At 37.7% G+C, this 24177-nt stretch carries 23 protein-coding genes and 2 tRNA genes; 10 read left to right on the top strand and 15 right to left on the bottom strand.

Annotated features, from left to right (window positions below; translation table 11 throughout):
• Positions 1-41: 41 nt before the first annotated feature.
• The gene (uvrB, locus tag SOP96_RS14820) at positions 42-2033 is read right to left on the bottom strand and encodes an excinuclease ABC subunit UvrB (RefSeq protein ID WP_326321706.1); all 1992 of its coding nucleotides are present in this window, start codon (positions 2031-2033) and stop codon (positions 42-44) included.
• A 189-nt stretch (positions 2034-2222) separates the two neighbouring features.
• Here uvrB and SOP96_RS14825 point away from each other — a divergent pair, with 189 nt between their 5' ends.
• The gene (locus SOP96_RS14825; RefSeq protein WP_326321764.1) at positions 2223-3443 is read left to right on the top strand and encodes a PQQ-dependent sugar dehydrogenase; all 1221 of its coding nucleotides are present in this window, start codon (positions 2223-2225) and stop codon (positions 3441-3443) included.
• A 62-nt stretch (positions 3444-3505) separates the two neighbouring features.
• Here the strand turns inward: SOP96_RS14825 and SOP96_RS14830 are convergent, their stop codons facing one another.
• From SOP96_RS14830 to SOP96_RS14840, 3 genes are all read right to left on the bottom strand, one after another.
• Positions 3506-4882 carry a tryptophanase gene (locus SOP96_RS14830; RefSeq protein WP_326321707.1) on the bottom strand — a complete coding sequence of 459 codons (1377 nt, stop codon included), beginning with the start codon at positions 4880-4882 and terminating at the stop codon, positions 3506-3508.
• An 87-nt stretch (positions 4883-4969) separates the two neighbouring features.
• Positions 4970-5587: a DUF502 domain-containing protein gene (locus SOP96_RS14835; protein WP_326321708.1), complete on the bottom strand. Its 618-nt coding sequence runs from the start codon at positions 5585-5587 to the stop codon at positions 4970-4972.
• A gap of 13 nt (positions 5588-5600) precedes the next feature.
• A complete protein-coding gene (locus SOP96_RS14840; protein ID WP_326321709.1) occupies positions 5601-6182 on the bottom strand; it encodes a MiaE family protein in 582 nt (193 codons plus the stop codon).
• Positions 6183-6339: 157 nt separating this feature from the next.
• Between SOP96_RS14840 and SOP96_RS14845 the strand changes: the two genes are divergently transcribed.
• On the top strand, positions 6340-6573 hold the full coding sequence (locus SOP96_RS14845) for a hypothetical protein (protein WP_326321710.1): 234 nt from the start codon (positions 6340-6342) through the stop codon (positions 6571-6573).
• Positions 6574-6587: 14 nt separating this feature from the next.
• Here the strand turns inward: SOP96_RS14845 and SOP96_RS14850 are convergent, their stop codons facing one another.
• Both SOP96_RS14850 and SOP96_RS14855 read right to left on the bottom strand, forming a co-directional pair.
• Complete coding sequence (locus SOP96_RS14850; protein WP_326321711.1) at positions 6588-7679, bottom strand: acyltransferase family protein; 1092 nt, start codon at positions 7677-7679, stop codon at positions 6588-6590.
• Positions 7680-7785: 106 nt separating this feature from the next.
• Complete coding sequence (locus SOP96_RS14855; protein WP_326321712.1) at positions 7786-8673, bottom strand: neutral zinc metallopeptidase; 888 nt, start codon at positions 8671-8673, stop codon at positions 7786-7788.
• Between the two features lie 177 nt (positions 8674-8850).
• Here SOP96_RS14855 and rplU point away from each other — a divergent pair, with 177 nt between their 5' ends.
• The 4 genes from rplU to SOP96_RS14875 all read left to right on the top strand — a co-directional run bounded on the left by rplU (position 8851) and on the right by SOP96_RS14875 (position 10105).
• Positions 8851-9240, top strand: a complete 390-nt coding sequence (rplU, locus tag SOP96_RS14860; RefSeq protein ID WP_169231544.1) for a 50S ribosomal protein L21 — start codon at positions 8851-8853, stop codon at positions 9238-9240.
• Between the two features lie 28 nt (positions 9241-9268).
• The gene (gene rpmA, locus SOP96_RS14865) at positions 9269-9526 is read left to right on the top strand and encodes a 50S ribosomal protein L27 (RefSeq protein WP_029298240.1); all 258 of its coding nucleotides are present in this window, start codon (positions 9269-9271) and stop codon (positions 9524-9526) included.
• 188 nt (positions 9527-9714) lie between these two features.
• Positions 9715-9876, top strand: coding sequence for a bacteriocin-like protein (locus tag SOP96_RS14870; protein WP_326321713.1), 162 nt, complete (start codon positions 9715-9717; stop codon positions 9874-9876).
• A gap of 43 nt (positions 9877-9919) precedes the next feature.
• A complete protein-coding gene (locus SOP96_RS14875) occupies positions 9920-10105 on the top strand; it encodes a bacteriocin-like protein (protein WP_326321714.1) in 186 nt (61 codons plus the stop codon).
• Positions 10106-10143: 38 nt separating this feature from the next.
• Here SOP96_RS14875 and SOP96_RS14880 read toward each other — a convergent pair whose 3' ends face one another.
• The 5 genes from SOP96_RS14880 to SOP96_RS14900 form a co-directional block, all read right to left on the bottom strand.
• Positions 10144-12672 carry a DUF5686 family protein gene (locus SOP96_RS14880; RefSeq protein WP_326321715.1) on the bottom strand — a complete coding sequence of 843 codons (2529 nt, stop codon included), beginning with the start codon at positions 12670-12672 and terminating at the stop codon, positions 10144-10146.
• Between the two features lie 208 nt (positions 12673-12880).
• Positions 12881-12954 (bottom strand) — tRNA-Asn (locus SOP96_RS14885).
• A gap of 206 nt (positions 12955-13160) precedes the next feature.
• Positions 13161-13234: transfer RNA gene (locus SOP96_RS14890), tRNA-Asn, on the bottom strand.
• A gap of 77 nt (positions 13235-13311) precedes the next feature.
• Complete coding sequence (rseP, locus tag SOP96_RS14895; protein ID WP_326321716.1) at positions 13312-14796, bottom strand: RIP metalloprotease RseP; 1485 nt, start codon at positions 14794-14796, stop codon at positions 13312-13314.
• A gap of 104 nt (positions 14797-14900) precedes the next feature.
• Positions 14901-15341 carry a DUF6646 family protein gene (locus SOP96_RS14900; protein ID WP_326321717.1) on the bottom strand — a complete coding sequence of 147 codons (441 nt, stop codon included), beginning with the start codon at positions 15339-15341 and terminating at the stop codon, positions 14901-14903.
• A 100-nt stretch (positions 15342-15441) separates the two neighbouring features.
• Here SOP96_RS14900 and SOP96_RS14905 point away from each other — a divergent pair, with 100 nt between their 5' ends.
• The gene (locus SOP96_RS14905; RefSeq protein ID WP_326321718.1) at positions 15442-16194 is read left to right on the top strand and encodes an amidohydrolase; all 753 of its coding nucleotides are present in this window, start codon (positions 15442-15444) and stop codon (positions 16192-16194) included.
• Positions 16195-16247: 53 nt separating this feature from the next.
• Here SOP96_RS14905 and SOP96_RS14910 read toward each other — a convergent pair whose 3' ends face one another.
• From SOP96_RS14910 to SOP96_RS14925, 4 genes are all read right to left on the bottom strand, one after another.
• On the bottom strand, positions 16248-16547 hold the full coding sequence (locus SOP96_RS14910) for a thioredoxin family protein (RefSeq protein ID WP_066438885.1): 300 nt from the start codon (positions 16545-16547) through the stop codon (positions 16248-16250).
• 30 nt (positions 16548-16577) lie between these two features.
• The gene (locus SOP96_RS14915) at positions 16578-16937 is read right to left on the bottom strand and encodes a rhodanese-like domain-containing protein (protein ID WP_326321719.1); all 360 of its coding nucleotides are present in this window, start codon (positions 16935-16937) and stop codon (positions 16578-16580) included.
• Positions 16938-16940: 3 nt separating this feature from the next.
• Entirely contained in the window at positions 16941-18350 is a 1410-nt protein-coding gene (locus tag SOP96_RS14920) for an MBL fold metallo-hydrolase (RefSeq protein WP_326321720.1), read from the bottom strand.
• A gap of 98 nt (positions 18351-18448) precedes the next feature.
• The gene (locus SOP96_RS14925) at positions 18449-19501 is read right to left on the bottom strand and encodes a hypothetical protein (protein WP_326321721.1); all 1053 of its coding nucleotides are present in this window, start codon (positions 19499-19501) and stop codon (positions 18449-18451) included.
• Positions 19502-19636: 135 nt separating this feature from the next.
• On the opposite strand from SOP96_RS14925, the gene SOP96_RS14930 reads away from it, so the two are divergent.
• The 3 genes from SOP96_RS14930 to lysA all read left to right on the top strand — a co-directional run bounded on the left by SOP96_RS14930 (position 19637) and on the right by lysA (position 24079).
• Entirely contained in the window at positions 19637-21169 is a 1533-nt protein-coding gene (locus SOP96_RS14930) for a helicase HerA-like domain-containing protein (RefSeq protein WP_326321722.1), read from the top strand.
• Between the two features lie 179 nt (positions 21170-21348).
• Positions 21349-22572 carry a 3'-5' exonuclease gene (locus SOP96_RS14935; RefSeq protein WP_326321723.1) on the top strand — a complete coding sequence of 408 codons (1224 nt, stop codon included), beginning with the start codon at positions 21349-21351 and terminating at the stop codon, positions 22570-22572.
• Positions 22573-22879: 307 nt separating this feature from the next.
• Positions 22880-24079 carry a diaminopimelate decarboxylase gene (gene lysA, locus SOP96_RS14940; RefSeq protein WP_326321724.1) on the top strand — a complete coding sequence of 400 codons (1200 nt, stop codon included), beginning with the start codon at positions 22880-22882 and terminating at the stop codon, positions 24077-24079.
• The last annotated feature ends 98 nt before the right edge of the window (positions 24080-24177 follow it).

Below are 24177 nucleotides of genomic sequence, written 5' to 3' on the forward strand. Positions count from 1 at the left end.
TTGGGGGGGGGCGGCAGCTTCGCTGCCCCCGCCCCAAATTCTTATCCTTTCAAAGCAGCAATTTCATCCCTTAATTTTGCGGCTTTAATAAAATCCAGATTTTTCGCAGCGGATTCCATTTCTTTTTGCTTCTGCGCAATTACCTTTTCCATATCTTCGCTTGTATAGCTGGCTTTTGCTTCAGCAACTTTCTGAAGAATCTCTTTTTGAGTATATTTTTCGTCCGGGAAATCTTTCGTTCTTCCCACTAAGCTTTCAGATATTTTCTTATTTAAAGCAACAGGAACTTTACCGTGCTGTTTATTATATTCCATCTGTTTGGCCCTACGGTATTCGGTTTCATCCAGAGTGGCCTGCATAGATTTGGTAATCTTATCGGCATACATGATGGCTCGACCGTTAAGGTTTCTTGCGGCACGGCCCACCGTTTGAATCATGGATCTTCGGCTTCTTAGCATACCTTCTTTGTCAGCATCCAGAATGGCCACTAATGAAACTTCCGGTAAATCCAGACCTTCCCTTAATAAATTTACTCCAATTAAAACATCAAAAAGCCCCACTCTCAGATCCTGCATAATCTGGATACGCTCCAGCGTTTCAACATCAGAGTGAATATATCGTGTTCTGATTCCGAATTTTGTAAAATATTTAGTTAATTCTTCTGCCATTTTTTTGGTAAGAGTCGTTACCAGAACCCTTTCATCCAAATCTGCCCTTTTCTGAATTTCCTCCATTAAATCATCAATCTGATTGATCGTGGGCCTGATTTCTATAATCGGATCTAACAGACCGGTCGGACGGATGATCTGCTCAATATACGCTCCCCCGGTTTTTTCCAGCTCATAATCTGCAGGAGTAGCCGAAACATAAATAACCTGATTTTGGATTGCTTCAAACTCTTCAAATTTTAAAGGCCGGTTGTCCATTGCAGCGGGAAGCCTGAACCCAAATTCAACCAGAGATTCTTTTCTGCTTCGGTCGCCGCCATACATGGCATGAACCTGCGGAACCGTAACATGGCTCTCATCAATTACCATTAAATAATCTTTAGGAAAATAATCGAGAAGGCAGAAAGGCCTTGTGCCTGGCAACCTTCCGTCAAGATATCTCGAATAGTTTTCAATTCCTGAACAATACCCTAATTCCTTAATCATTTCAAGATCAAGCTCAGTTCTTTCCTGTAATCTTTTGGCTTCCAGGGGTTTTTCTATTGAATTGAAAAAATCAACCTGCTTTACCAGGTCATCCTGTATATTCCGGATAGCGCCATTCAATGTTTCTTTTGAGGTGACGAAAAGATTGGCAGGATAAATCTGAATCTGTTCAAAACTGGAAGTTACATTTCCGGAAACGGGATCAAAGCTCTGAATCTTTTCAATTTCATCTCCGAAAAACTGAATTCTCACCGCATTATCAGCATACGCCGGAAAAACATCAATAACATCTCCTTTTACGCGGAACGTTCCTCTTTGAAATTCATTTAGTGTCCTGGAGTATAAAGCGTTAACCAAAGAATGCAGCAGGGCTGTACGCGTTACTTTTTCCCCTATCGCTATGGAAATAAGAGATTTGTGAAACTCCGTGGGATTTCCGATACCGTAAATGCAGGAAACCGAAGCTACTATTAAAACATCTCTTCTTCCCGAAAGCAAACTTGCCGTAGCAGAGAGTCTTAGCTTTTCGACTTCTTCATTGATGCTGAGGTCTTTCTCAATATAAGTTCCGGTTGTGGCAATATAAGCTTCCGGCTGGTAATAGTCGTAATAACTTACAAAATATTCAACGGCATTTTCAGGAAAAAATTCCTTGAATTCCATGAAGAGCTGCGCAGCCAACGTTTTGTTGTGGGCCAGAACCAGCGTTGGCTTCTGAACATTCTGAACAACATTGGCTACCGTAAACGTTTTCCCTGATCCGGTAACTCCCATAAGGGTCTGGTATTTTTCACCAATTTTAATACCCTCAGTAAGCTTTTCAATAGCTTGTGGCTGGTCTCCGGTAGGTTTATATTCTGATTGAAGTTTGAATTGCATAGAAATTTGTGATCTTATTATAACAAAAATACGAAAGATATATTTGTTATTGAAAAGTATTCAATACCTCAAACTACTTATGGATGTAAATATTTCAGTAAATAAAATGCAATGAATGATAAATTAAGTATATTGATTCCATTGGCATTATTTTTCCATTCATTAGCAAAATCATTTAATCATAAAAATATGAAAATCAATAAATTTTACATTTCTGTGGTCAGCCTTTTCCTGATATTTTCTTCATGCAAAGAGAGCAAGGTTAATGCACAGCAGATGGGAAGTGACGGAAGCGTTGAAACAAAAGCGCCAAATTCTCCGGAATACAAACCTGCCTTTGCCGGACAGACAAGAATAAAGGCTGTAAAAACTTCAACGCCTTATCAGATTGAAATTTTAAGCAAGGATTTAGGAAAGCCTTGGGGAATCATCAATCTGCCTGACGGTAGACTTTTGATTACAGACAAAAGAGGTTATATGAACATTGTTTCCATTGACGGGAAACAAATCTCAAAAATTGAGGGTTTTCCAAAAGTTGATTCCAAAGGTCAGGGTGGAATGCTTGATGTAGCGTTAGATCCGGATTTTGCAACCAACAATATGATTTACTTTAGTTTCTCAGAACCTTATGAAAAAGGAAATCATACAGCGGTAGGAAAAGGAAAACTGTCTTCTGATTTCAAAACTATCTCTGATGTGAAAGTTATATTCAGAGCAACTCCAACATACGACGGCGATAAGCATTACGGCAGCAGGCTGGCTTTTGATAAAGATGGGAATTTATTTGTAAGCACAGGAGAAAGATCTGATAAGGAAACAAGAGTGTATGCCCAAAGAACGGATAATTATTTAGGGAAAATTTTAAAAATTACGAAAGACGGAAAACCGGCACCCGGAAATCCATTTATGGGCAAAGCAGGATTTAAGCCTGAAATTTATGCATATGGAATCAGAAATCCTCAAGGAATGGCTATTGACCCGAACGGAAATCTTTGGGATGTAGAAATGGGACCAAGAGGCGGTGATGAAATTAATTTAATCAAAGCCGGAAAAAATTACGGTTGGGGAGATGTCACTTACGGAATTGAATATTCAGGTGAAAAAATAAACTACGGAACTACCCAAAAAGCAGGAACCGAGCAGCCTGTTTATTACTGGGATCCGGTAATCTCTCCAAGCGGTGTCACTTTTTATACAGGTAATATTGATGAATGGAAGGGAAACCTGATGATCGGTTGCCTCAGCGGAGAGCATATCAACCGGATTGTGATGAAAGACAATAAAGTGGTTGGTGAAGAAAGGCTTTTATCAGATGAAAAAGAGCGTTTCAGGGATGTGCTGAATGGTAGTGACGGCAATCTATATGCTGTAACCGACAGCGGAAAATTATACAGAATTTCTAAAAAATAATCTTATGTAGTCTTTTATATAAAGGTTCGGGCTCAAAACGAAGTTTTGAGCCCGAACCGCTTTTAAGCTTCTTCAAGCTGAACCGTGAAATGTCTTAACAGATCCGGTTCCCAGGTTATTTTGTAACCTTTGGCAATTTCATCGCGTCTTTCATATACATTTCTGATAGCTGCTGCAATATAATCCATATGATTATTCGTATAGGTCCTTCTTGGGATCGCAAGACGTACTAATTCCAATTTTGGATAGCGGTTTTGTCTTGTTTCAGGATCTCTGTCAGCCAATAATGTCCCGATTTCTACGGTTCTGATTCCGGCTTCTTTATAGATTTCAAGTCCCAATGTTTGTGCAGGATATTCCGAGCGGTCAACTTTTGGAAGGAAATTCAGGGAATCAATGAAAACAGCATGTCCTCCGATGGGTTTCTGAACCGGAATTCCATATTCGATTAATTTATTTCCAAGATATTCTACCTGGGAAATTCTGCTTTCCAGATAAGCAAACTCAGTCGCTTCATCAAGACCAACTGCCAAAGCCGCCATATCTCTTCCGGCCATTCCTCCATACGTAATGAAACCTTCATAAATAATCGTAAAATTAGAAGCTTTTCTGAAAACTTCTTCGTTATTTAAAGCAATAAAACCTCCGATGTTTACCAGTCCGTCTTTTTTAGAACTCATCGTCATCCCGTCTCCGTAAGAGAAAATTTCCTTGCAAATTTCCTTGATGCTTCTGTTTTCCTGTCCGGCTTCTCTTTTCTTGATAAAATAAGCGTTTTCCGCAAATCTTGCTGAATCAAAAAATACTGGAATGCCATATCGGTCAGAAAGTTCTTTTACCGCCTTCATATTTTCTAGAGAAACAGGTTGACCGCCGGATGAGTTGCAGGTTATTGTGATCAGGCAGAAAGGGATATTTTCTTTAGGATACGTTTTATAAACTTCCTCCAATTTTTCAATATTGATATTTCCTTTAAAAGGATGAAGATCATTGATATCAAAAGCTTCATCTATCGTACAGTCGATAGCGTGGGCTTTTCTGAATTCAATATGTCCTTTTGTAGTGTCAAAATGAGAGTTTCCGGGCACAACATCCCCTTCTTTTACCAAAACGGAAAATAGTACATTTTCTGCAGCTCGTCCCTGGTGAGTCGGCAATAGATATTTAAAACCTGTGATCTTCTGAACGGTCTGGTGAAGCTGCTCAAAAGAACGGGAGCCTGCATAGCTTTCATCACCCATCATCAAAGCACCCCACTGTCTGTCGGACATTGCTCCGGTTCCGGAGTCGGTAAGGAGGTCAATGAAAACCTGTGAAGATTTAAGGTTAAATAAATTATAGTTTGCTTCCTTAAGCCATTGCTCTCTTTCTTCTCTTGTTGACTGGCGGATTTCCTCAATCATTTTAATGCGGAAAGGTTCCGCGTACGGTAAGTTCATGATAGTATTTTATTAGATTGTTTTGTAAGAAATTTTTATTTGAAATAATTTCAAATTCATCAAAAAGTAATGTGCTTTAAAGCCTTACTATTCAGGAGCTTTAAAGATATTGTCATCCGAGTGGAATCCTGCAACACCGCCGCTTACTGCAAATTTCATTGCAGAAGCCGCCGTCATACCCACTACCGGTTTGATGTTTTTTTCTTCCGTAACAATTACCCATCCTGAAATAGCGTAAGAATGGGGAAGGTAAACCGCAACATAATTGTGCTTTTCAACATCTGCCATTTCTTTCTGGGTGAGAAAACCGATTCTCCATATTTCAGGACTTTCGTTGGTTTTTACCCAGACAGGATGATTGAACTTTTTCTTATCTCCGACGAAGGACGACATAACGTCTTTTGTAGGAGTATAAATGTGCTTTACACCAGGGGTTTTTTCAAGAAGGCGATCCATGGCATCGAAAAAGAACCTTCCGACTACAAATTTATTTCCTAAATATCCTAAAACTGCTGTACATAAAATAGTTGAAATGAAAACAAGCCCGGGAATTTCTTTGGCTAACGACGGAATGATATTATCAATAGATGTAACCACATACCAGATTACAAACATTGTCAGTCCGATAGGGCCAATGATTACTAATCCCTGAAAAAAATTCTTCAGGAACGAATTGGCAATATTTTCAAACGTCAGCTTTTTCAATTCAAAATATAATTTATCCGTGAATGGTTTCTCCTTTTCCGTATGATTGGATGATTTTGGCTTCGTATTCCAGCCATTCTTCCCAGCGGGTATTTACTTTTTCCGGATCTCCAAGCTGTCTTGCAAATCCTATGAATGTGGTATAATGATTGGCTTCCGAAATCATTAACTCTCTGTAGAAGGTTTTAAGCTCTTCATCTTTGATGTTTTCGGTAAGTACTTTGAATCGCTCACAGCTTCTGGCTTCAATCATGGCTGCAAAAAGCATTTTATCTACAATAAGATCGTCTCTGTTGCCTCCTTTCTGGATGAATTGCACCAATTCATTGACATAATCATCCTTTCTGGTTCGTCCGAAAGTGTAGCCTCTTTTTTTAATGATTTCATGAACCTGTCTGAAATGCTCAAGCTCTTCCTGCGCAATGGCAAGAAGTTCGGTAACGATTTCAGGATATTCAGGAAGCATTGTGATCAGCCCGATGGCGTTGGTTGCCGCTTTTTGCTCGCACCAGGCGTGATCTGTTAAAATTTCTTCAATGTTTCCCTCTGCGATATTTGCCCACCTTGGGTCGGTAGGAAGTTTCAACTTAAACATAGTTTAAAATTTTGTGTAAAATTAAAATATTTTAGGATATGACAGAAGTTTATTTTCGTTGAAGATTTTCAATTAAATTCATCTTTTTTATATAAAATCTAAATTTGATGGTACTTTTTTTGTTATTGTTTTAAAACCAATTAAAAATATAAACATTATGGAAACAATCACAGCGATTAAAAGTAGAATGAGTTCTTTTCTTGCATTCGTATTTTCAGTATTTATTTCTTTTTATTCTTTTGCCCAGGATACTGCGGGAGGAGTAGTTACTACGGAAAATACAACAACTACTACTACAGAATGGTATGCTAACCCGGTTTATATTATCGGAGGGGCTATTGTTCTCATCATCATTATTGCATTAATTGCGAGAAGCGGAAAGAGAGACTAAAAACAATAAAACTGCTATTCAATAGCAGTTTTTTTTCTTATTATTTCAAGGATATTCCATCCGAAGCGGTCTATTTTCTTTAATATAATGGAAATTCCGAATGCCAGGATAATATTAATGATATAAATTAAAATCATAAGAAGCCACCAAAAGATTTTTTCTTTAAGGGGAACAACAAGAAAATATACCAGTGAAGAGCTTATACCCTGAGCGAAATAAAAAAATATGGCATTCTTACCTATATACGTCACAAAACTTTCAGAAGAAATTTTTAAACGGTTGTAAAACACAAAAAGCGTTACCAACGAAAATAACGTCCAGATAATGTATGGAATTTTCGGCGGGAATTTATTTCTGTTGATCTTATAAAATATTTCACTTCCGTAGTACCAGAACATCCAGATTAATGCAGCAGCAACACATCCATAAAGAACCGGAATCATTTTCCCGGATATTTTTTTACCCTTCATTCTGTTTCCGACCAAGAATACAGCCAGATAAAAAGCTACATATCCCACTTGTCCGTTAGGATACATTTCAGGGAAAATATTAAAAAGAAGCGTTAAAACAACGCATAATGCAATAAACCAATGGATATGTTTTGGGAAAAACTTCAAAATGAGCACTCCGAAAACCGTAAGGATAAAATAGACTTTCAGATACCAAAAGCTTCCCATCACTACAGGAAAAGTATCGGCATTGGTATATTGATGGAGATACCAGTTTCCCAGGTTTTCCCATTGTGGAACAGTGGAAATATTGTTAATTGTATATTTTGATCCGAATGTGGAATAGAAATTCTGAAGCCATTCTAAGGAAAAAAAGTTCAGCCCGAAAGTTTTAAAAAAATAATCAAGGAAAAACAGAAAAGTAACGAATATCATATATGTAATCTGCAGTTTCAGCAATCGGTACAATGTTTTTTCGATGTTTGAGCCTGAAGTAATTCCACTCAAAGCATAAAAAAGAGCCACATCAAAAACCAGAGAAAATACCCTTACTTCTGCCGGAATATAAAACTGCCCGGACCAGAAAGCCGTATGGATAAAGATGATGGATAAAGTTGCCAGTCCTTTTGCAAAATCAATATAAAGATCTCTTTTCATTCATATATTTTAATGTTTCAAAAGTAAATAAAGTTTATGAATAATCTTAAAAGAAAAGAGGCCGGAACGTGGCCTGCCTCTAAAAAAGATATATCGAAAATGAATGTTATTTTAAATTCCTGAATTCTTCAGCGGAGATTTCTCCCGTCTGTATTTTCTTCAGCTCATCAAGATACTGGCTCATGTACGCATCAAGCTCCGGAAAACGTGAGTTTTTAGCAGTTTTGTAGGTTCCGTTTAAAACTCCCTGATAATAATAAAAGAAATTATAATCGAAATCAGCAGCTGATAGGTCATACTGTCCTAAAAGAAACCCTAAACGCACAGCTGATCTTCTTTGTGGTGGTGTTCCGTGGTGTCCCGGACTATTCGTCTGATAATCGCCGATGCTTTGGGCAAACTCATATGCTGCTGCGATTTGTGTAAAGCTTGTCTGGTTGTAACCGTTTGGCCTTCTTAAATAATATCCTGCAAATCCGTCTGCTTCCAGCTCGTTTGGCCTGGCCGTAGATTCGTTTACTGAAGGAAGTCCAAAAATATATTGCAATTGGTGGCCATATTCATGGGCTAAGATCATGGCATTAACAATATCCCCGCCTTTTGATTTGGCATCATAATAAATCGCATAACCGTAATAAATTTTTCCGGTAGAATAAGACATGGCATTATACGTCGAGTTATAATTGGAAGGATCGTTTACAAAACGAAGTACGGGATTGCTTCTTCCCCACAGGCCCGCAATTTTTGTCATCTGCGAATTCATAAAATTGGTGTCTGTAGAATTTTGTAAATACGTAAGTAAAACAGCTGAAGGACTCCAATATTGATCTACATAATAACACACTTTTTCGAGTGCATTGGGTTGCTCAATTTTCAGGCTTTCGGTTTGCAGTTCCGGTTGTACAGGAGTTTCCAATGTGTCGTCGTTACAGGCTGATAAAAATAGTGCAGCCATTGCTCCCGCAAGGATGCGGAAATTAAAGTTTCTTTTCATATAAAATATTTTGGTTTGGCTAAGTTATATTATTTAACGCAAAATAATATCACTTTATTGTGATAAATTATTCAAAACATAGTTAAAATTTTAATTAAAAAGATTGGATTGAATTTGAGAAGATTAGAAAATAATTCTTATATTTGCACCTCGAAATAACTAAAAATATTATAAACAATGTTTGCAATTGTAGAAATAGCAGGGCTTCAATACAAAGTTGAGCAAGACCAGAAGTTGTTTGTAAACCGTTTAGCAGGAGACAAAGGAGGTAAAGTATCTTTCGATAAAGTACTTCTTACTGTAAACGGAGCAATCACTGTAGGCGCCCCAGCTGTAAGCGGAATCACTGTAGAAGCAGAGATCCTAGACCACGTAAAAGCTGATAAAGTAATCGTTTTCAAAAAGAAAAGAAGGAAAGGTTACAAAGTGAAAAACGGTCACAGACAATCATTAACTCAGATTCAGATTACTGGTATTACAGGATTTGAAGGAGCTAAAAAAGCAGAGAAACCTGCTAAGAAAACAACAAAAAAGGCAGATGCTGAAGCTGCTGAAAGTGCAGAATAATTGTTAAACCAAAAAACCTTAAAATAAAATGGCACATAAGAAAGGAGTTGGTAGTTCCAAAAACGGTAGAGAATCTCACTCCAAAAGATTAGGGGTAAAGATTTTCGGTGGTCAGGAAGCTATTGCCGGAAACATTATTGTTAGACAAAGAGGTACACAACACCACCCGGGTGCAAACGTGGGAATTGGTAAAGACCACACTTTGTTCGCTCTAGTAGACGGTAAAGTAGTTTTCAGAAAAAAAGCAAATAACAGATCTTATGTATCTGTAGAAACAAACGCATAATTTCAGCGTTTTATAAAAATCGGCCTCAGCAATTTTGCTGAGGTTTTTTTGTTATAATTATTAAAGAGTTATTTTTTTTCTTTAATTATTCAATTTTATGGGAAATATTTATATATTTGATAGCTAATGAAATACATTGCGTAAGCCGAAAAGCAAATAGAGTAGGCAACAAATTAAACAAATCTAATATGAAAAATCTCAAAAAATTAACAAAAAAGCAGCTGAGAACAATCGCTGGCGGAGAAGTATGTCCCGGAATAGCTACCTGGTGTTTCGAATGGTGTACATGGACGCCGTGGCAAAAAGCAAACTGCCGAAATGCTGTTATTGACACACCTTGCTCTTGCTAAATTTGATTAGGTAAAACTTCTAAGTTGATAAAATCAATTTCCTATGAAAAATTTAAAGAAAATCACAAGACAGGATCTTAAAGAATTAACAGGAGGTATTGCCCCTGTAAAAGAATGCTTACCATGCAATATTTATTGCAGTATTCCGGAAGGAGAAAGGCCACCGTGTAATATCGTCTATATTGTAGCGCATTGCAATGGCTGTAAAAATTATCCCGCCGAGTATTAATCAACAAAAAATCTCCTTTTAATAAGGAGATTTGTTTTTTAAAAGTTTACCTGGAAACCGGCCTTCACACCAAAGGTTGAAATGTCAGGACGGTCAAGGTAATTCCCCCGCCAGTTAAAATCTACCCTGAAAATCCTCAGGTTTCCGAAACCGATGTTTTCAATTCCGAAACCATATTCATAATAGATATGATCGGTAGGGGCAGAATATTTAAATCCTTCCACGTTAATCGCTTTGGATGCGTCGCTCAGTGTTCCGTAAGCACCCCTTATAAAAGCAATTTCCCTTAATTTCAATTTCTTGATTAACGGGATGAAAGAAAGGATTTTACCGTTAAAATGATGCTCCAGATGAAGCGTGGTGTAGGTGTCTGCTACAAATTCATAATAATTAAGCTGGGCAAAAGTATTCTGGGCAAGACTGTACGACTGGTTTCCCGGAATGATATTCTGTAAAGCCAGCGGAACGGTATCGAAGTTCTTTCCTGCCTCAAAATTAACCTGCAATTTTCCAAGATTTCCGATTAAAAATGGTTTATAGAAAAGGAACTGCAGTTTGTTATAATTAAAATCAGATCCGAATAACCCTTCAACACCTCTCGTGTATTTTAACACGATTGTAGGGGCTAATGTTCCATGTTCATAACGGTCGATTCCGGTTTGGGAAAACTTTGCGCCCGGTCTTGCGATCAAGCTTAACGTAAAATGTGAATCATTGGTTGTTTTTCTTAATGCGCCATCCTTATAATACATCAGGCTAAAACCGTCCGGATTGGCAGATTTAATGCTTTGCATCGTTCCGTCAAGCCTGATCTGGAAGTTTTTCCACGGTTCAATAGAAGTAAAAAGATTTGTCTGGTTCAGGGAACTCAATGAAGCGTTGTCTCCTCTCGCAAAAATGGTTGAAGAAGCAAAAGTTCTTGCCATAATTCCGTCATCATTCGTTAGCTGTACTCCCAATTGAAGAACATCCCTCCGGGTTCCTGCTCCAACGGTAAAACGGTTGACCCGGTTGAACATAAATCTTGCTTCCGCTCCGTATTTGATTTGCTGGTCTTTAAACCCGTAAGCTGTATAAAATTGTACCCTCCACGGATCATTTCTTGTAAAATAGGTTCTTGCGCCCAAACGTATCCGGTCTCCTTCCACCTCATTTTTACCGTAAACAGAGAAGATCGGACCTATGTCAATGCCCAATTTTTTTACATTGTAATAACCGGAACCCAATGTTTCGTATAGCTTTACAATCCTGTTGAATTTCGGGGTCTGCTCAAGCTTGCCAAGCATTTCATAAATTCCTTTTTCGCTTTTGGATAAAGAATCCGGTCTGGCTTTTACCCAATACTCATCGTCTTTATCAGTGAAACTATCGGAGTATTCTTCTTCTGTACGTTTAAAAATCTTATCTTCCAAAGGTTTGTTAAATTCATATTCGGAATAATCGACCGAGCGTTTGGCGATAATGCTTTTTGCGGTTTTTTTCTTTGAAAACGGAGTCATTTCAATTTCGGTAACAAACTTTCTCGGTAAAAAAGTATTTTCATCGGGATTGTCATATTCCAGTTCGGTAGAAATTCCGTTGACGAAATTAACGTTGATTTTCTGTGTTGATTTTAAAGTGGCTCCTAATACGGCATAGCTGTCTGTGTCGATATACAGATATCCCTGAAAAGCCAATACTTCCGTTCTTTTCGGAAGATATCTGATCTTGAAAGCATTTTCTCCACGTATGGAAATGGTATCTACTAAATTATAATCATAGGTGCTAAAACCCGTTTCTCCCACAGGACTGGGAAACCCGATGTCGAAATAATTCAGCGTATTGTCGTAAATATTAATGTCGCGATATAGGTTTTTTGCCGTGAGTGTCACGATTTGGTTATCCTGAAACCCGGATGTTTTCTGCGCCACCAAAAGTCTTTTTGTTCTTTTGGATGGTCTGTTTTCGCCGTAGTTTTCGTAGACGGCTTCATTCAGAAATACGGGAAGTCCTATTTTTCCGCTTGCGGTGGAATCTTTATAATCGAAAATAAATTCAAGCTTATTGAAAATTTTTCTATTCATGAAGGCGCTGTCCAGGTTGTTGGCATCAAACTGGATTTTCTCGTATTCTTTGTACGTATAGGTATCGAACTTATCCAGTCCGTTATTTCTTTTCCTGGCCCAGACTTTCTGCATGATCGCATACGCCGGGTTTTCCTTTTTGTTTTTATATTTCGGTCTTTCGTTGTGAATTACCACTTCCTGGATATCGCTTACTTTTTCCTGTGAAAGTTTTACGAAAATATTGGTGGCATTCTCAGGAGTAACATCTAAGGTTTCGAGAGCGTAATTTTTTCTAAGAAATTTTAATTTATAAATAATACTGTCCGACTGAACCATAAAACTACCGGAAGTCGTCGTAAGTGCCGGCTTATTGCTGTCGTTGATGAAAATATCAACGCCGCTGATTTCTTTATTCGTTTTGGCGTCTGTAATTTTTCCGCTGGCTGCATTTTGGGCATATACAAAATGGGAAAGGAGGAGAAATATAAAAAAGGGATAATATCGCGGTCTGTTAATTAACATTTGTTGTTTCTTCAAGCTATTGCATAAACAAAAAGTATGCAGATTTATTGTAACGGTTCAATAATATTTAAAATTTTATGTATTTAAATACAAAACTGCAAATGTAAGGAAATAATGATGTTGATCAACAATTGCATTATTATTATTTATTAAAGTGACTACTGTTGAATAAAACAAAAAAAGACCTACATTTCTGTAAGTCTTTTAGCTCCTCCTGCTGGGCTCGAACCAGCGACCCTCTGATTAACAGTCAGATGCTCTAACCAACTGAGCTAAGGAGGAATTTTCCTATTGTTTTAGTGATGCAAATATAACAGGAATATTAATATCAAACAAATTTTTGATTTAAAAATAAAGAGAATTTTCCCGTGTTGATGGGTGACGAAAGCTATATAATTATTTTTCAGGAAATTAAATTGATCTTATCCAAAATTTTATTTTCAGAATAGATAAATAAAAAAAGACCTACATTTCTGTAAGTCTTTTTGCTCCTCCTGCTGGGCTCGAACCAGCGACCCTCTGATTAACAGTCAGATGCTCTAACCAACTGAGCTAAGGAGGAATGTCCTTTGTTTTAAGTGGTGCAAATATAGGACGAATATTTATACCCTGCAAATATTTTTTTTAAAATTTTAGATTTTACAATTTCCCCGCAAAAATCTTGAAGATATCGCTTCCGAAAATCAGGATCATTAAGCCTAAAAGGAAGATCACACCGATCATCTGGGCGTTTTCAAGAACCTTCTGAGGAACAGGTTTTCCAACAATGATTTCATATAACGTGAAAAGAACATGGCCGCCATCCAGTCCCGGAATCGGAATTAAATTCAGGAAGGCCAGCCAAACTGAAAACATGGCCGTAAAGCCCCAGAATGCAGCCCAGTTTACAGAAAAATTACCTTTTGCATCTTTGTCAACGGGCATATTTTTCACGATGGCAATCGGTCCGCCCACGTTTTTATATCCCTGGATTTTGGAATTAAACATGATTTTAAACTGCTTCACCTGCATGGTAAGCGCTTCAATCGTTCTTACAAAACCTCTCGGAATTGCTTCCCCGAAAGAATATTTTTTATTGGTAACAACATTTAAAAGAACTTTTTGATCAGTTAAGATCCCTAATTTCCCGTTTTTATCAACCGCCGCTGAAAACGTTTCAGGTTTTCCGTTTCTCAGAACTTCAACAGTTACTTTTTTTCCTTTATTCTGATTTAAAACAGTTCCCACTTCATCAAAATATTGTGTCGGCTGTCCGTTGATAGCAATTACTTTATCGCCTTTCGCAAGCCCGGAAGCTTTTGACGATGGACTTGCCAATGAATCTACAATCATCGGGAATCTTGGTGTAATATATAATCTGGCTTCTTTCTGTTTCAGAACATCTGCAACACCGTCTTTATTAATCGGGAAAGTCGTTTCTTTTCCGTTTCTTAAAACCGTTACCTGATCTCCCAATAAAATATTGATGGAAGCATTTTCCAGTCTGTCGGCAGGTTTTCCGTCGATGCTCACAATTTTATCGCCATTTTGAAAGCCCATTTTTTTCCCTGCTTCCGTTACCCCGATTCCGTTGTCGAATTTTGTAAGGTCGGTGTAGGTTTCACCATTAAAAAGAGAAAGACAGGTGTAAATGAACCACGCCAGGAAAAAATTCACAGTTACCCCTCCCAGCATGATAATCAGTCTCTGCCATGCCGGCTTAGACCTGAATTCCCAAGGTTGCGCCGGTTTCTTCAGCTGTTCGATATCCATGCTTTCATCAACCATTCCGGCGATTTTCACATATCCGCCGAAAGGAAGCCAGCCGATACCGTATTTGGTCTGTTCGGGATGTTTTCTCCAGTCATTGTCCGGAAGCTTTGAAATGTCGATGGGAATTTCTTTCTTTTCGCCATTCGCTTCAATGATTTCGGTGTCCGGAAGATTTTTGGAGAGAATTTTATATTCCCATTTCCCATTAATTTTTTTCATTGAAAAAATAGAGAACCACGGATCAAAAAACAGGAAAAATTTCTCTGCTCTGGTTTTAAACCACTTTGCGGGTAAGAAATGCCCAAGCTCATGAAGAAGGACTAAGATAGAAATGCTCAATATAAATTGAAACAGTTTGATTGCTATTTCCATTAATGCTTTTGTATGTTAATTTGCAAAGGTAACAATTCTCAAAACTATGCCAAATAAAAAAGCCTCCCGAAACGAGAAGCTTTGTCATATAATGTGATGATTGTTTACAAATTAATGGAAACGCCGAGGCTGCCATTGTTGCCGACTTCTGCAAAAACCCCGATTCTCTCCGTAAAAAAGTACCGGGCTCCGATATGCGCTCCAAGACCGAAATCTTTTCCGACAACACCTACATCAATTCCGGGATAGATATCCAGTTTTTCAGGCAGCTGTAACGCATCTTTTAAATGAAAATTCAGCCTTCCGAAAACAAAAACACTGTTGTCGTTATCATTATCCTTATAATTGCTGAAATAACCATTGATTCCGGCTCCAACGGAAATAAGCTGATTCAGACCGTAATCGTAGGTTCCCGTAATTCCCGTTCCGTAACCCCATGCGCTGATTCCTGCATTGATTTTCTGATCTCCTTTTCCTGTCCAGGCCTGCGCGCTGGCTGTTGCTCCTGCAAAAATAAGCATCAGCATAAAAACCAATTTCTTCATAAAGTATACTTTTATGTTATTGTTAAAAAAATATCTGCAACAAAGATAGAACCGAAATCATCTGAAAATCGTATTTTTAATGAAGTTTTTAACATAGTTTATGAAAGTTACAGCGCTGAATTTAGATATTGTCTGGAAAAATAAAGAAGAGAATTTTAAGATCATCGAAAATGAACTGCATCTTCAGGAAGCAGATCTTTTTCTTTTACCGGAAATGTTTTCTACAGGATTCTGTATGGATGCTTCAGAAGTGGCAGACAGGAATCAGGAATCTCTTGCATTCCTGAAAGAAATGGCAAAGAATAAAAATGCGGCTTTCTGTGGAAGTGCTCCTGTGGAAGAAGATGGCAAGTTTTATAACAGGATGTATTTTGTTCATCCAGACGGGAATGTTGATTTTTACGACAAACGCCATCTGTTTTCATTTTCAGGAGAAGATAAAGTTTACTCACCCGGAAAGAAACGGGTGATTGTAAATTATAAAGGTTTCCGGATTTTACTGCAGGTGTGCTATGATCTCCGTTTTCCCGTTTTTTCAAGGAATAATGACGATTACGATATGATTCTGTATGTTGCCAACTGGCCGGAAAAAAGAGTAGCCGCCTGGGAGCACCTGCTGAAAGCAAGGGCTATTGAAAATCTTTCGTATGTTTTCGGACTGAACAGAATAGGAACGGACGGGAATAGCCTCTTTTACCAGGAAAGTTCCCATTGTTTTTTTGCAGACGGAAAAGAAATTTCTCAAAAAGAAGGAAATCTGGTTAAAGCTGAAATGCATTTAGAAGAATTAAAAAATTTCAGGAACCATTTTCAGTTTCTGAATGACCGAGATTCTTTTGAGATTATATTATAAAAATTGAGGTTAAGGCTAAGATTCTCAAACTCAGCCTTAGCCTCAACCTATTATTAAGCGTATTGTTTTAAAAGCTGGGTTAATGTATTAACATCATGAACGCCGCTTTCTTTCCAGAGCATTTCTCCGTTTTTGAAAACGGCCAGCGTAGGAACACCGCGCACTCCGTACTGTGCTGCCAATGCAGGATACTGGTCTACATCTACTTTAATGATCCTTGCGCTTTCGCCTACATTTTCTTTAACGGTATTAAGAACAGAAGACTGTACTTTGCAGGGTTGACACCATGTTGCAAAAAAATCTATTAAAACAGGTCTTTCAGAATTGATGATTTCCTGGAATTTTTGTGACATTGTTTTGGTTTTATTTAATTTAAATCTGAATTATTTTTCGTCCTGAATGGCTTTTACATTCTTCCAGGTTGTGCCGTCATAGGCTTCAATGCCTTCTTTCTTTAAGATTTCCATCACCTGATCCGCCTGGATTCCTTTGTTGCAGAAAACGACTACTTTTTTACCTTTCAGTGATTCCGTTTTTTCAGGCAGCTCCGCTAAAGGAATATTAATGGCGTTTTTTGCCGTACCTTCTGCATACTGCTCCGGAATTCTTACATCAACAAGAACGACATCCTGACTGTTCACTACTTCTTTAATATTTCTGCCAGGAAGTGTTGCTGATGAATGGGTTTTGCATGAATTAAGCATCAGTGCTAAAGCAACAAAAAGCCCGTAAAATTTAGTCATTATTTATATTGTTTTAGACTGGCATACAAAATCGGAAGTCGGAAGTTTTCCTGTTTTTTTAATTCCGTTGAATCCACCTTCTACCTCGGTAAAATTTCTGATTCCGTGGGAATTAAGGATGCTTGCGGCAATCATGCTTCGGTATCCTCCCGCACAGTGCAGGAAAAAATGCTCGGAATCATCAATCGTGTTTACCCATTCGCTGATTTCATCCAACGGCCTGTTGTAGGCATTGTCAATATGTTCGGCAGAATATTCTGAGATTTTACGGACATCAATTACTTTAGAAGTTTTACCAAACTGACCGGCGAATTCTTCAGGAGAAATTCTTTTGATTTCATCGGTTTCTTTACCGCTGTTTTTCCAGGCTTCAAAGCTTCCTTTCAGGTATCCGACAACATGATCAAAACCAACCCTGCTTAATCGGGTGATGGCTTCTTCTTCAGTGCCTTTGTCTGCAACCAGTAAAATAGGATGCTTTACGTCAACAATTAAGGCTCCCACCCACGGTGCAAAATCTCCTTTCAGTCCGATGTTGATGGAATTGGGAATAAATCCTTTATGGAATTCTGTGGGACTTCTTGTATCTAAAATCAGTGCACCGGTTTCTTCGGCGTAATTTTCAAAATCTTCAGCGAAAATTTCTGTCAATCCTTTATCCATCACAACATCCAGGCTTTCATAGCCGCCTTTATTCATGGCAACATTCATCCCGAAATATTTGGGAGGCGCTGTGAGTCCGTCCAGAACTTCTTTTACGAAAGATTCCTTGTCCGGCTGATTGAGTGCGTAATTTGTTTTTTTCTGATTTCCTAATAGATCAACGGTTTCTTTCTGCATGTTTTTTCCACAGGCAGAACCTGCTCCGTGTGCAGGATACACGGTAATACTGTCGTCAAGTGGCATGATCTTCGTTTGCAGGCTGTCATATAAAATTCCTGCAAGATCTTCCTGGGTAAGGTTAGTTGCTTTCTGGGCGAGATCCGGTCTGCCGACATCTCCCAAAAATAAAGTATCTCCGGTGAAAATAGCCGTTTCAACCCCGTTTTCGTCAATTAGGAGATAGGTGGTGCTTTCCATGGTGTGGCCGGGTGTATGAAGCACTTTTATTTTTACTTTCCCAATTTCAAAAATCTGATGATCTTCCGCAATAATAGCGTCGAATTCAGGTTGTGCAGTTGGTCCGTACACAATTGGGGCGCCTGTTTTTTTGCTAAGATCCAGATGTCCCGAAACGAAATCTGCATGGAAATGCGTTTCAAAAATATATTTTAATGTTACATGGTCTTTTTCCAGGCGATCAAGATAGGGCTTTACTTCTCTTAATGGATCAATAATTGCCGCCTCGTTTTCGGATACGATATAATAAGCTCCCTGGGCCAGACATCCGGTATATATTTGTTCGACTTTCATTTTAATTTTGTTATCGTTCTGCAAAAATCGGATATTATTTTTAAAAAATGCTATAATAATTAAAACTGTTATGATAGAGTCAATCTATATCAAAAAACTTATTCTAAAGTGTAAAAAATCTTATAGAAATATTCATTGGTATTTTCTGAAATATCATGGTCAATTTTAAATTGTATATAATTTGCTTTTTGTGATTCACCTTCCGGGTAATCAATGATATAATGAAATTTTTCATAGATATGGTCTTTGGTTTTTTTATTTTCCACAATCTTTATCATTTCATTAAAATATTTTTCAGTTTCCGGTTGCATTGGCCACTCATTCTTGTGGAGTTTATAAAACTCAACCATTTTTTCTATAGCATGCACTTCGGAATCAATTTTCATGTCATTAAATCCTGTAGATATTTCTTTTTTATCCAAATTATTCTTCAACCATTCAATTTTAGATTTTGCAGCAGCAATAGTAGCTTTCGTCATCATAGAATCTCTTTGTACAGCAGAAGAAAGCACAATATCAGGTTCATTTTTGTAAGGGAATGGTTTAATGGCTGCAATAGTAAGAATATTAAAATAGGCCTCTGTTTTTTGTTTTAATTCCAACAGCTGATCTTTCGTCATATCATCGCTTGTTATTCTGATTTTAACGTTCCATCCGCCGCATTCGTAAATTGCCAGCAGAGATTGCTTGTCAATATATTTTACACCTTTAAAAAAATCCGCCTGTCCCATTGAATTAGAAAACACCGAATAAATATAGTTCACTTTAAGCGAGTCATTAGAAAGGCTTCCGAATAAAGGCTTTAATTCAACGGCAGATCCGGAATTTTGGTTGAGAGCATAATCATAGCTAAGAAACTGATCTCTGAGAGTTTGGTTATTGATTTCTTTTTGAGGATAAATATAAATTGTAAATACCGTTTTCTTTTTTTTCGAAAGCTGCTGAATGTAGCTGATGCCAACATTCTGATTTTTTGAGTCATAAGAATGGACATTTTGTCTTTGAAATCCCGACCATAAAGAAGGAAAAACAGTTTTAGTCCATAAATGTGTGTAATCACCTGAAATGTTTAAATCTTTTGATTTATTTGTTTGAGAAAAAAAAGGCAGGGAAAAAAGATAAATAATAATGAATGCGCTTCTATACGTCATAACTGGATGTTGTTGAAAGTTATTTTTTTATTAATGTAATCAATGTTCTAAATTTAAAAATAATTAATTGAATAAAAACAGGAAACATTATTGCATATTCTCTAAAAATTTTATCTTTAATTTTAAAAAAATCAAATGGCAGATAAAACGAAATTTATTCAGGAACTTAATGCAAAATATACCCCCAAAGGAGAATATATTATTTTAGGTAAAGGAATGCTTAACGGCGAAATTATACCCGAAGTAAATGTCACCATTCCCTTGAAAACCATCAACCGGCATGGCTTAATTGCCGGAGCAACCGGAACCGGGAAAACAAAAACCTTACAGGTATTTGCAGAACAGCTTTCCCACGCAGGAATTCCATCCCTGGTTCTTGATATTAAAGGAGATTTCTCGGGGATTGCAGAGGCGGGAAAAGAAAATCCTGTCATCCAGGAACGTTATGCAAAAACACAGCTTCCGTACCATCCGCAGGCTTTCCCGGTGGAATTAATGACGATTTCAGGAGAAAGAGGCGTAAAATTACGCGCTACCGTTACAGAATTCGGGCCGATGTTGTTAAGTAAGATCTTACAGCTGAACGAAACCCAGCAAAGCATTATGGCAATTATTTTCAAATATTGCGACGATAAAGGCCTTCCTTTAATTGATTTGAATGATCTTAAAAAGGTACTTCAATACGTCACGGAAAATCCAAACGGCAAAGCGGAGCTTTCTGCGGACTATGGTTCAATCGCTTCCTCGTCATTAGGTGCAATTCTTAGATCAATCGTTGCGCTGGAACAGCAGGGCGCTTCTAAGTTTTTCGGAGAATTAAGTTTCGATGTGCATGATTTGCTGCAGACCAGAGACGGAAAAGGCGTGATTAATATTTTAAGAGTAGCGGATATCCAAAGCAAGCCTCAATTGTTTTCCACTTTTATGCTTTCATTATTTGCCGAAATTTATATGACATTCCCGGAAGAGGGCGACAGTGGCAAACCGAAACTGGTGCTGTTTATAGATGAGGCGCACCTTATTTTTGATGAATCTTCCAAAGCACTGGTTTCCCAGATCGAAACCATGGTGAAACTCATCCGTTCAAAAGGAGTAGGAATTTATTTTATTACCCAAATACCTGGAGATGTTCCGGAGGCAGTGCTTTCTCAGTTGGGATTAAAAATTCAGCATGCGCTGAGAGGCTTTACGGCAAAAGATAAAAAAGAAATCTCGAAGGCAGTAGAAAATTATCCGACCACAGAATTTTATGATGCGGCTACTTTAATCCAGAACCTTGGAATTGGGGAAGCTTTCATAACAGCGTTGGACGAAAAAGGAATTCCTACACCTTTGGTGCACACCTATTTAATTTCACCTGAATCAAGAATGGATGTGCTTAACGATGCGGAAATTTCGGAGCTCACCGGTAAATCTGCGTTAGTTGCTAAATATGAAAAGATTGTAGATAAAGATTCGGCCTACGAAATGCTGGTAAGAAGAATGGAGCAGGCTGCGGCTGCGGCAGAAGCTCCTGCAAATCAAAAAACAAAACCAGCAAAAGAAGAGCCGGGAATGGTTGAGCAGATTCTTCAAAGTAAAGCAGCCCGTACTTTTACCGGGACGCTGATGCGGGAAGGTGCAAAAGCGATTTTGGGAATGCTGGGCCTGGGTGGAAGAAGGAGATAATCTTCAGATTTTAAATGTCAATGCAGAGGATTCACATGCAACCTGATAAGATTGGCGGAATTTTTCCTATTTTAGCAGGATTGTCTTAATGAAGATATGGCATGTGTTATGTAGTTAAGATAAGTACAGTCTGTACACATTATAATTTAATCTAAAAGAAAAAGTTGTATAAAGTTTAAATGTATTCAATTATTGATATAGAAAGCAATGGTGCAGGTTACAGAAAAGAATGCATTATAGATATTGCTATTTACCGGTATGATGGGCAGAAAATTATTGACCAGTTCATCTCCCTTGTAAATCCTGAAAGTGATATCACGCCTTTTGTGCAGAAACTCACCAATATTACCCCCAAAATGGTAAAAACGGCTCCGAAATTCCACGAAATTGCACGCAGGATTGTAGAAATTACGGCTAATACTACTTTGGTGGGGCATAATATCGATTTTGATTACAGAATGCTGCGCCAGTCGTTTCAAAGGCTGGGTTACGATTTTAAAATCAATACGTTAGATACGATTCCGCTGGCTAAAAAGCTCATTCCGGATGAGGTAAGCTATTCGCTTGGAAAACTGGTTAAATCCCTCGGAATCCCTCTTACGAACCATCACAGAGCGGATGGAGATGCCCGTGCAACGCTGGAGCTTTTCAAGCTTTTAATTTCAAAAGACACGGAAAACGAAATTATTCAGAAGCAGCATGAAGAATCTAATGCTAAAACCTATATTAATAAGATAAAGGTGCTTACCCAGGATCTTCCGAATGAAAAGGGCTTTGTTTATTTCCAGAAAGAAGAAGGTAAAATTATCTTCTCAGACCACGTTCAGGATATCAACAAGTTTTCTAAAAAGGTTTTCAACTCCAAATCCAAAAAATGGGAAGAGATACAGAAGGCCGTTGAGCAGATCAATTATGAACTTACCGGAACTGATATTATTGCCAAGCTGATTCTTAACTCAAAAGGCATCAGGAAAAAAGAAATTTTACCGTTTGGCCTTTATTACCGCAATCAAAAATATATCGTCGAAAAAAATAAGCTCAATAAAGCTGAAAAGCCCATCCTGAAATTCAGGTCTTTTACCCAGGGAGCAAAAGCTGTTGAATTCATCAATAAACTGGAACAATACGCAGATGTTGAGATTTTTAAAAATAAAATTGAATTTAAAAAGCGCAGTGAGCTTTGGCTCGGGCAAGGCAGAAAACTGGGGGAAAAACTTTTTATCGTTGTCGAGAATGGGAAGGCCGTTTCATACGGATTTTACGAACTGTTCACACAAATCCAGACCCTGAGTAAAATTTCGAAATTAAAGATCGATTTACAGTACCAATCGGGTGATTTGGTGAATGAGCTTCAGCTTGCACTTCTTCGGGGTGATTTTGAAACCCTGCCATTGCCTAAATAACTGATTTTTATTAATCAACAATTTTATCCATTTTTAGAAGTAAGAAGATAAAGTATATTTTCTTCTGATAGAAAGGCTTTCAAGAGTATTGCAGCTTTTCTGCTGCCTGATTTTTTCAATAAGATATTTTAAAATTCAGTTTTTGTTAAAGTTAAAAATACTTTTTTATAAAAGGTTGGAAGATTTTTATGCTTAAAAAATTAAAATAAAAGAATAATGTTCTATGTATTTGATTTTAAATGGTAAACAATTTCTTCTTACCTTTGTATTCTTTAAATAACACAAATACGTTTTACTTTAATTAATTATGAATCCAAAAGAATTACTAAAGATTGCCAATGAATTTGGCACACCGGTGTACGTTTACGATGCTGAATCAATCAAAACCCAATACGAAAAACTTACATCATCTTTTCTTAAACACACCAAGTTCTTCTATGCTGCTAAGGCGTTGACTAATATCAATATCCTTAAATATGTTAAGAACCTGGGTGCTTCTTTGGATTGTGTATCCATTAATGAAGTAAAGCTTGGGCTAAAGGCAGGCTTTCCCAAAGAAAAAATATTGTTCACTCCCAATTGTGTAGATCTTGCAGAAATTGAAGAAGCAATGACTTTCGGAGTGCATATTAATATAGATAACATCTCCATTCTTGAACAGTTCGGAAATAAGTACGGAAATACCTATCCTATTTTAGTAAGAATCAATCCGCATATTTTCGCCGGAGGAAACTATAAGATTTCAACGGGACATATCGACAGCAAGTTCGGGATTTCCATTCACCAGGTTCGCCACATTGAAAGAGTGATGAAATCTACCAATCTGAATGTCGAAGGGCTTCACATGCACACCGGAAGCGAGATCAAAGATCCTGATGTTTTCCTGCAGGCTTTGGATATTATGCTTGAATTGTCTGAACATTTCCCGAATCTGAAATACCTGGATATGGGAAGCGGCTTTAAAATTCCGTATCAGGATATAGAAGAAGAAACCGATGTAAAAACACTAGGTAAAAAAGTGGAAAAAGTAATCGCCGAATTTTCAAAATCCACAGGAAAGAAATTTGAGCTTTGGTTTGAGCCGGGTAAATTTTTAGTGGGAAAGAGCGGTTATCTTTTAGTAAAAGCCAATGTCATTAAGCAGACGACGGCAACGGTTTTTGTTGGGGTAAATTCAGGTTTTAACCATTTGATCCGCCCGATGTTCTATGATTCGTACCATGTTATCGAAAATTTATCCAATCCAAAAGGTGCTGAACGGATTTATACCGTAGTAGGAAATATCTGTGAAACCGATACTTTTGCCTGGGACAGAAAACTGAATGAAGTACGGGAAGGTGATATTCTGGCGTTTCATAATGCAGGAGCGTATGGTTTTGAGATGAGTTCTAATTTTAATTCAAGGCTGAAACCTGCTGAAGTATTATTCTTAGACGGAAAAGCGCATCTCATCAGAAAAAGAGATGAATTTGAAGACCTTTTAAAAAATCAGATTGAAGTAATTTAACAATAGTAGGGCTCCGCAGATTTGCGGAGTTTTTTATTTCATAACTTTTTGATGATTGCAGTAACTACAATCAAATGATTACAAGACCGGAGAACTAT

Origin of the sequence: Chryseobacterium salviniae, from assembly GCF_035819015.1 — a bacterium.
Lineage (GTDB): Bacteria > Bacteroidota > Bacteroidia > Flavobacteriales > Weeksellaceae > Chryseobacterium > Chryseobacterium salviniae.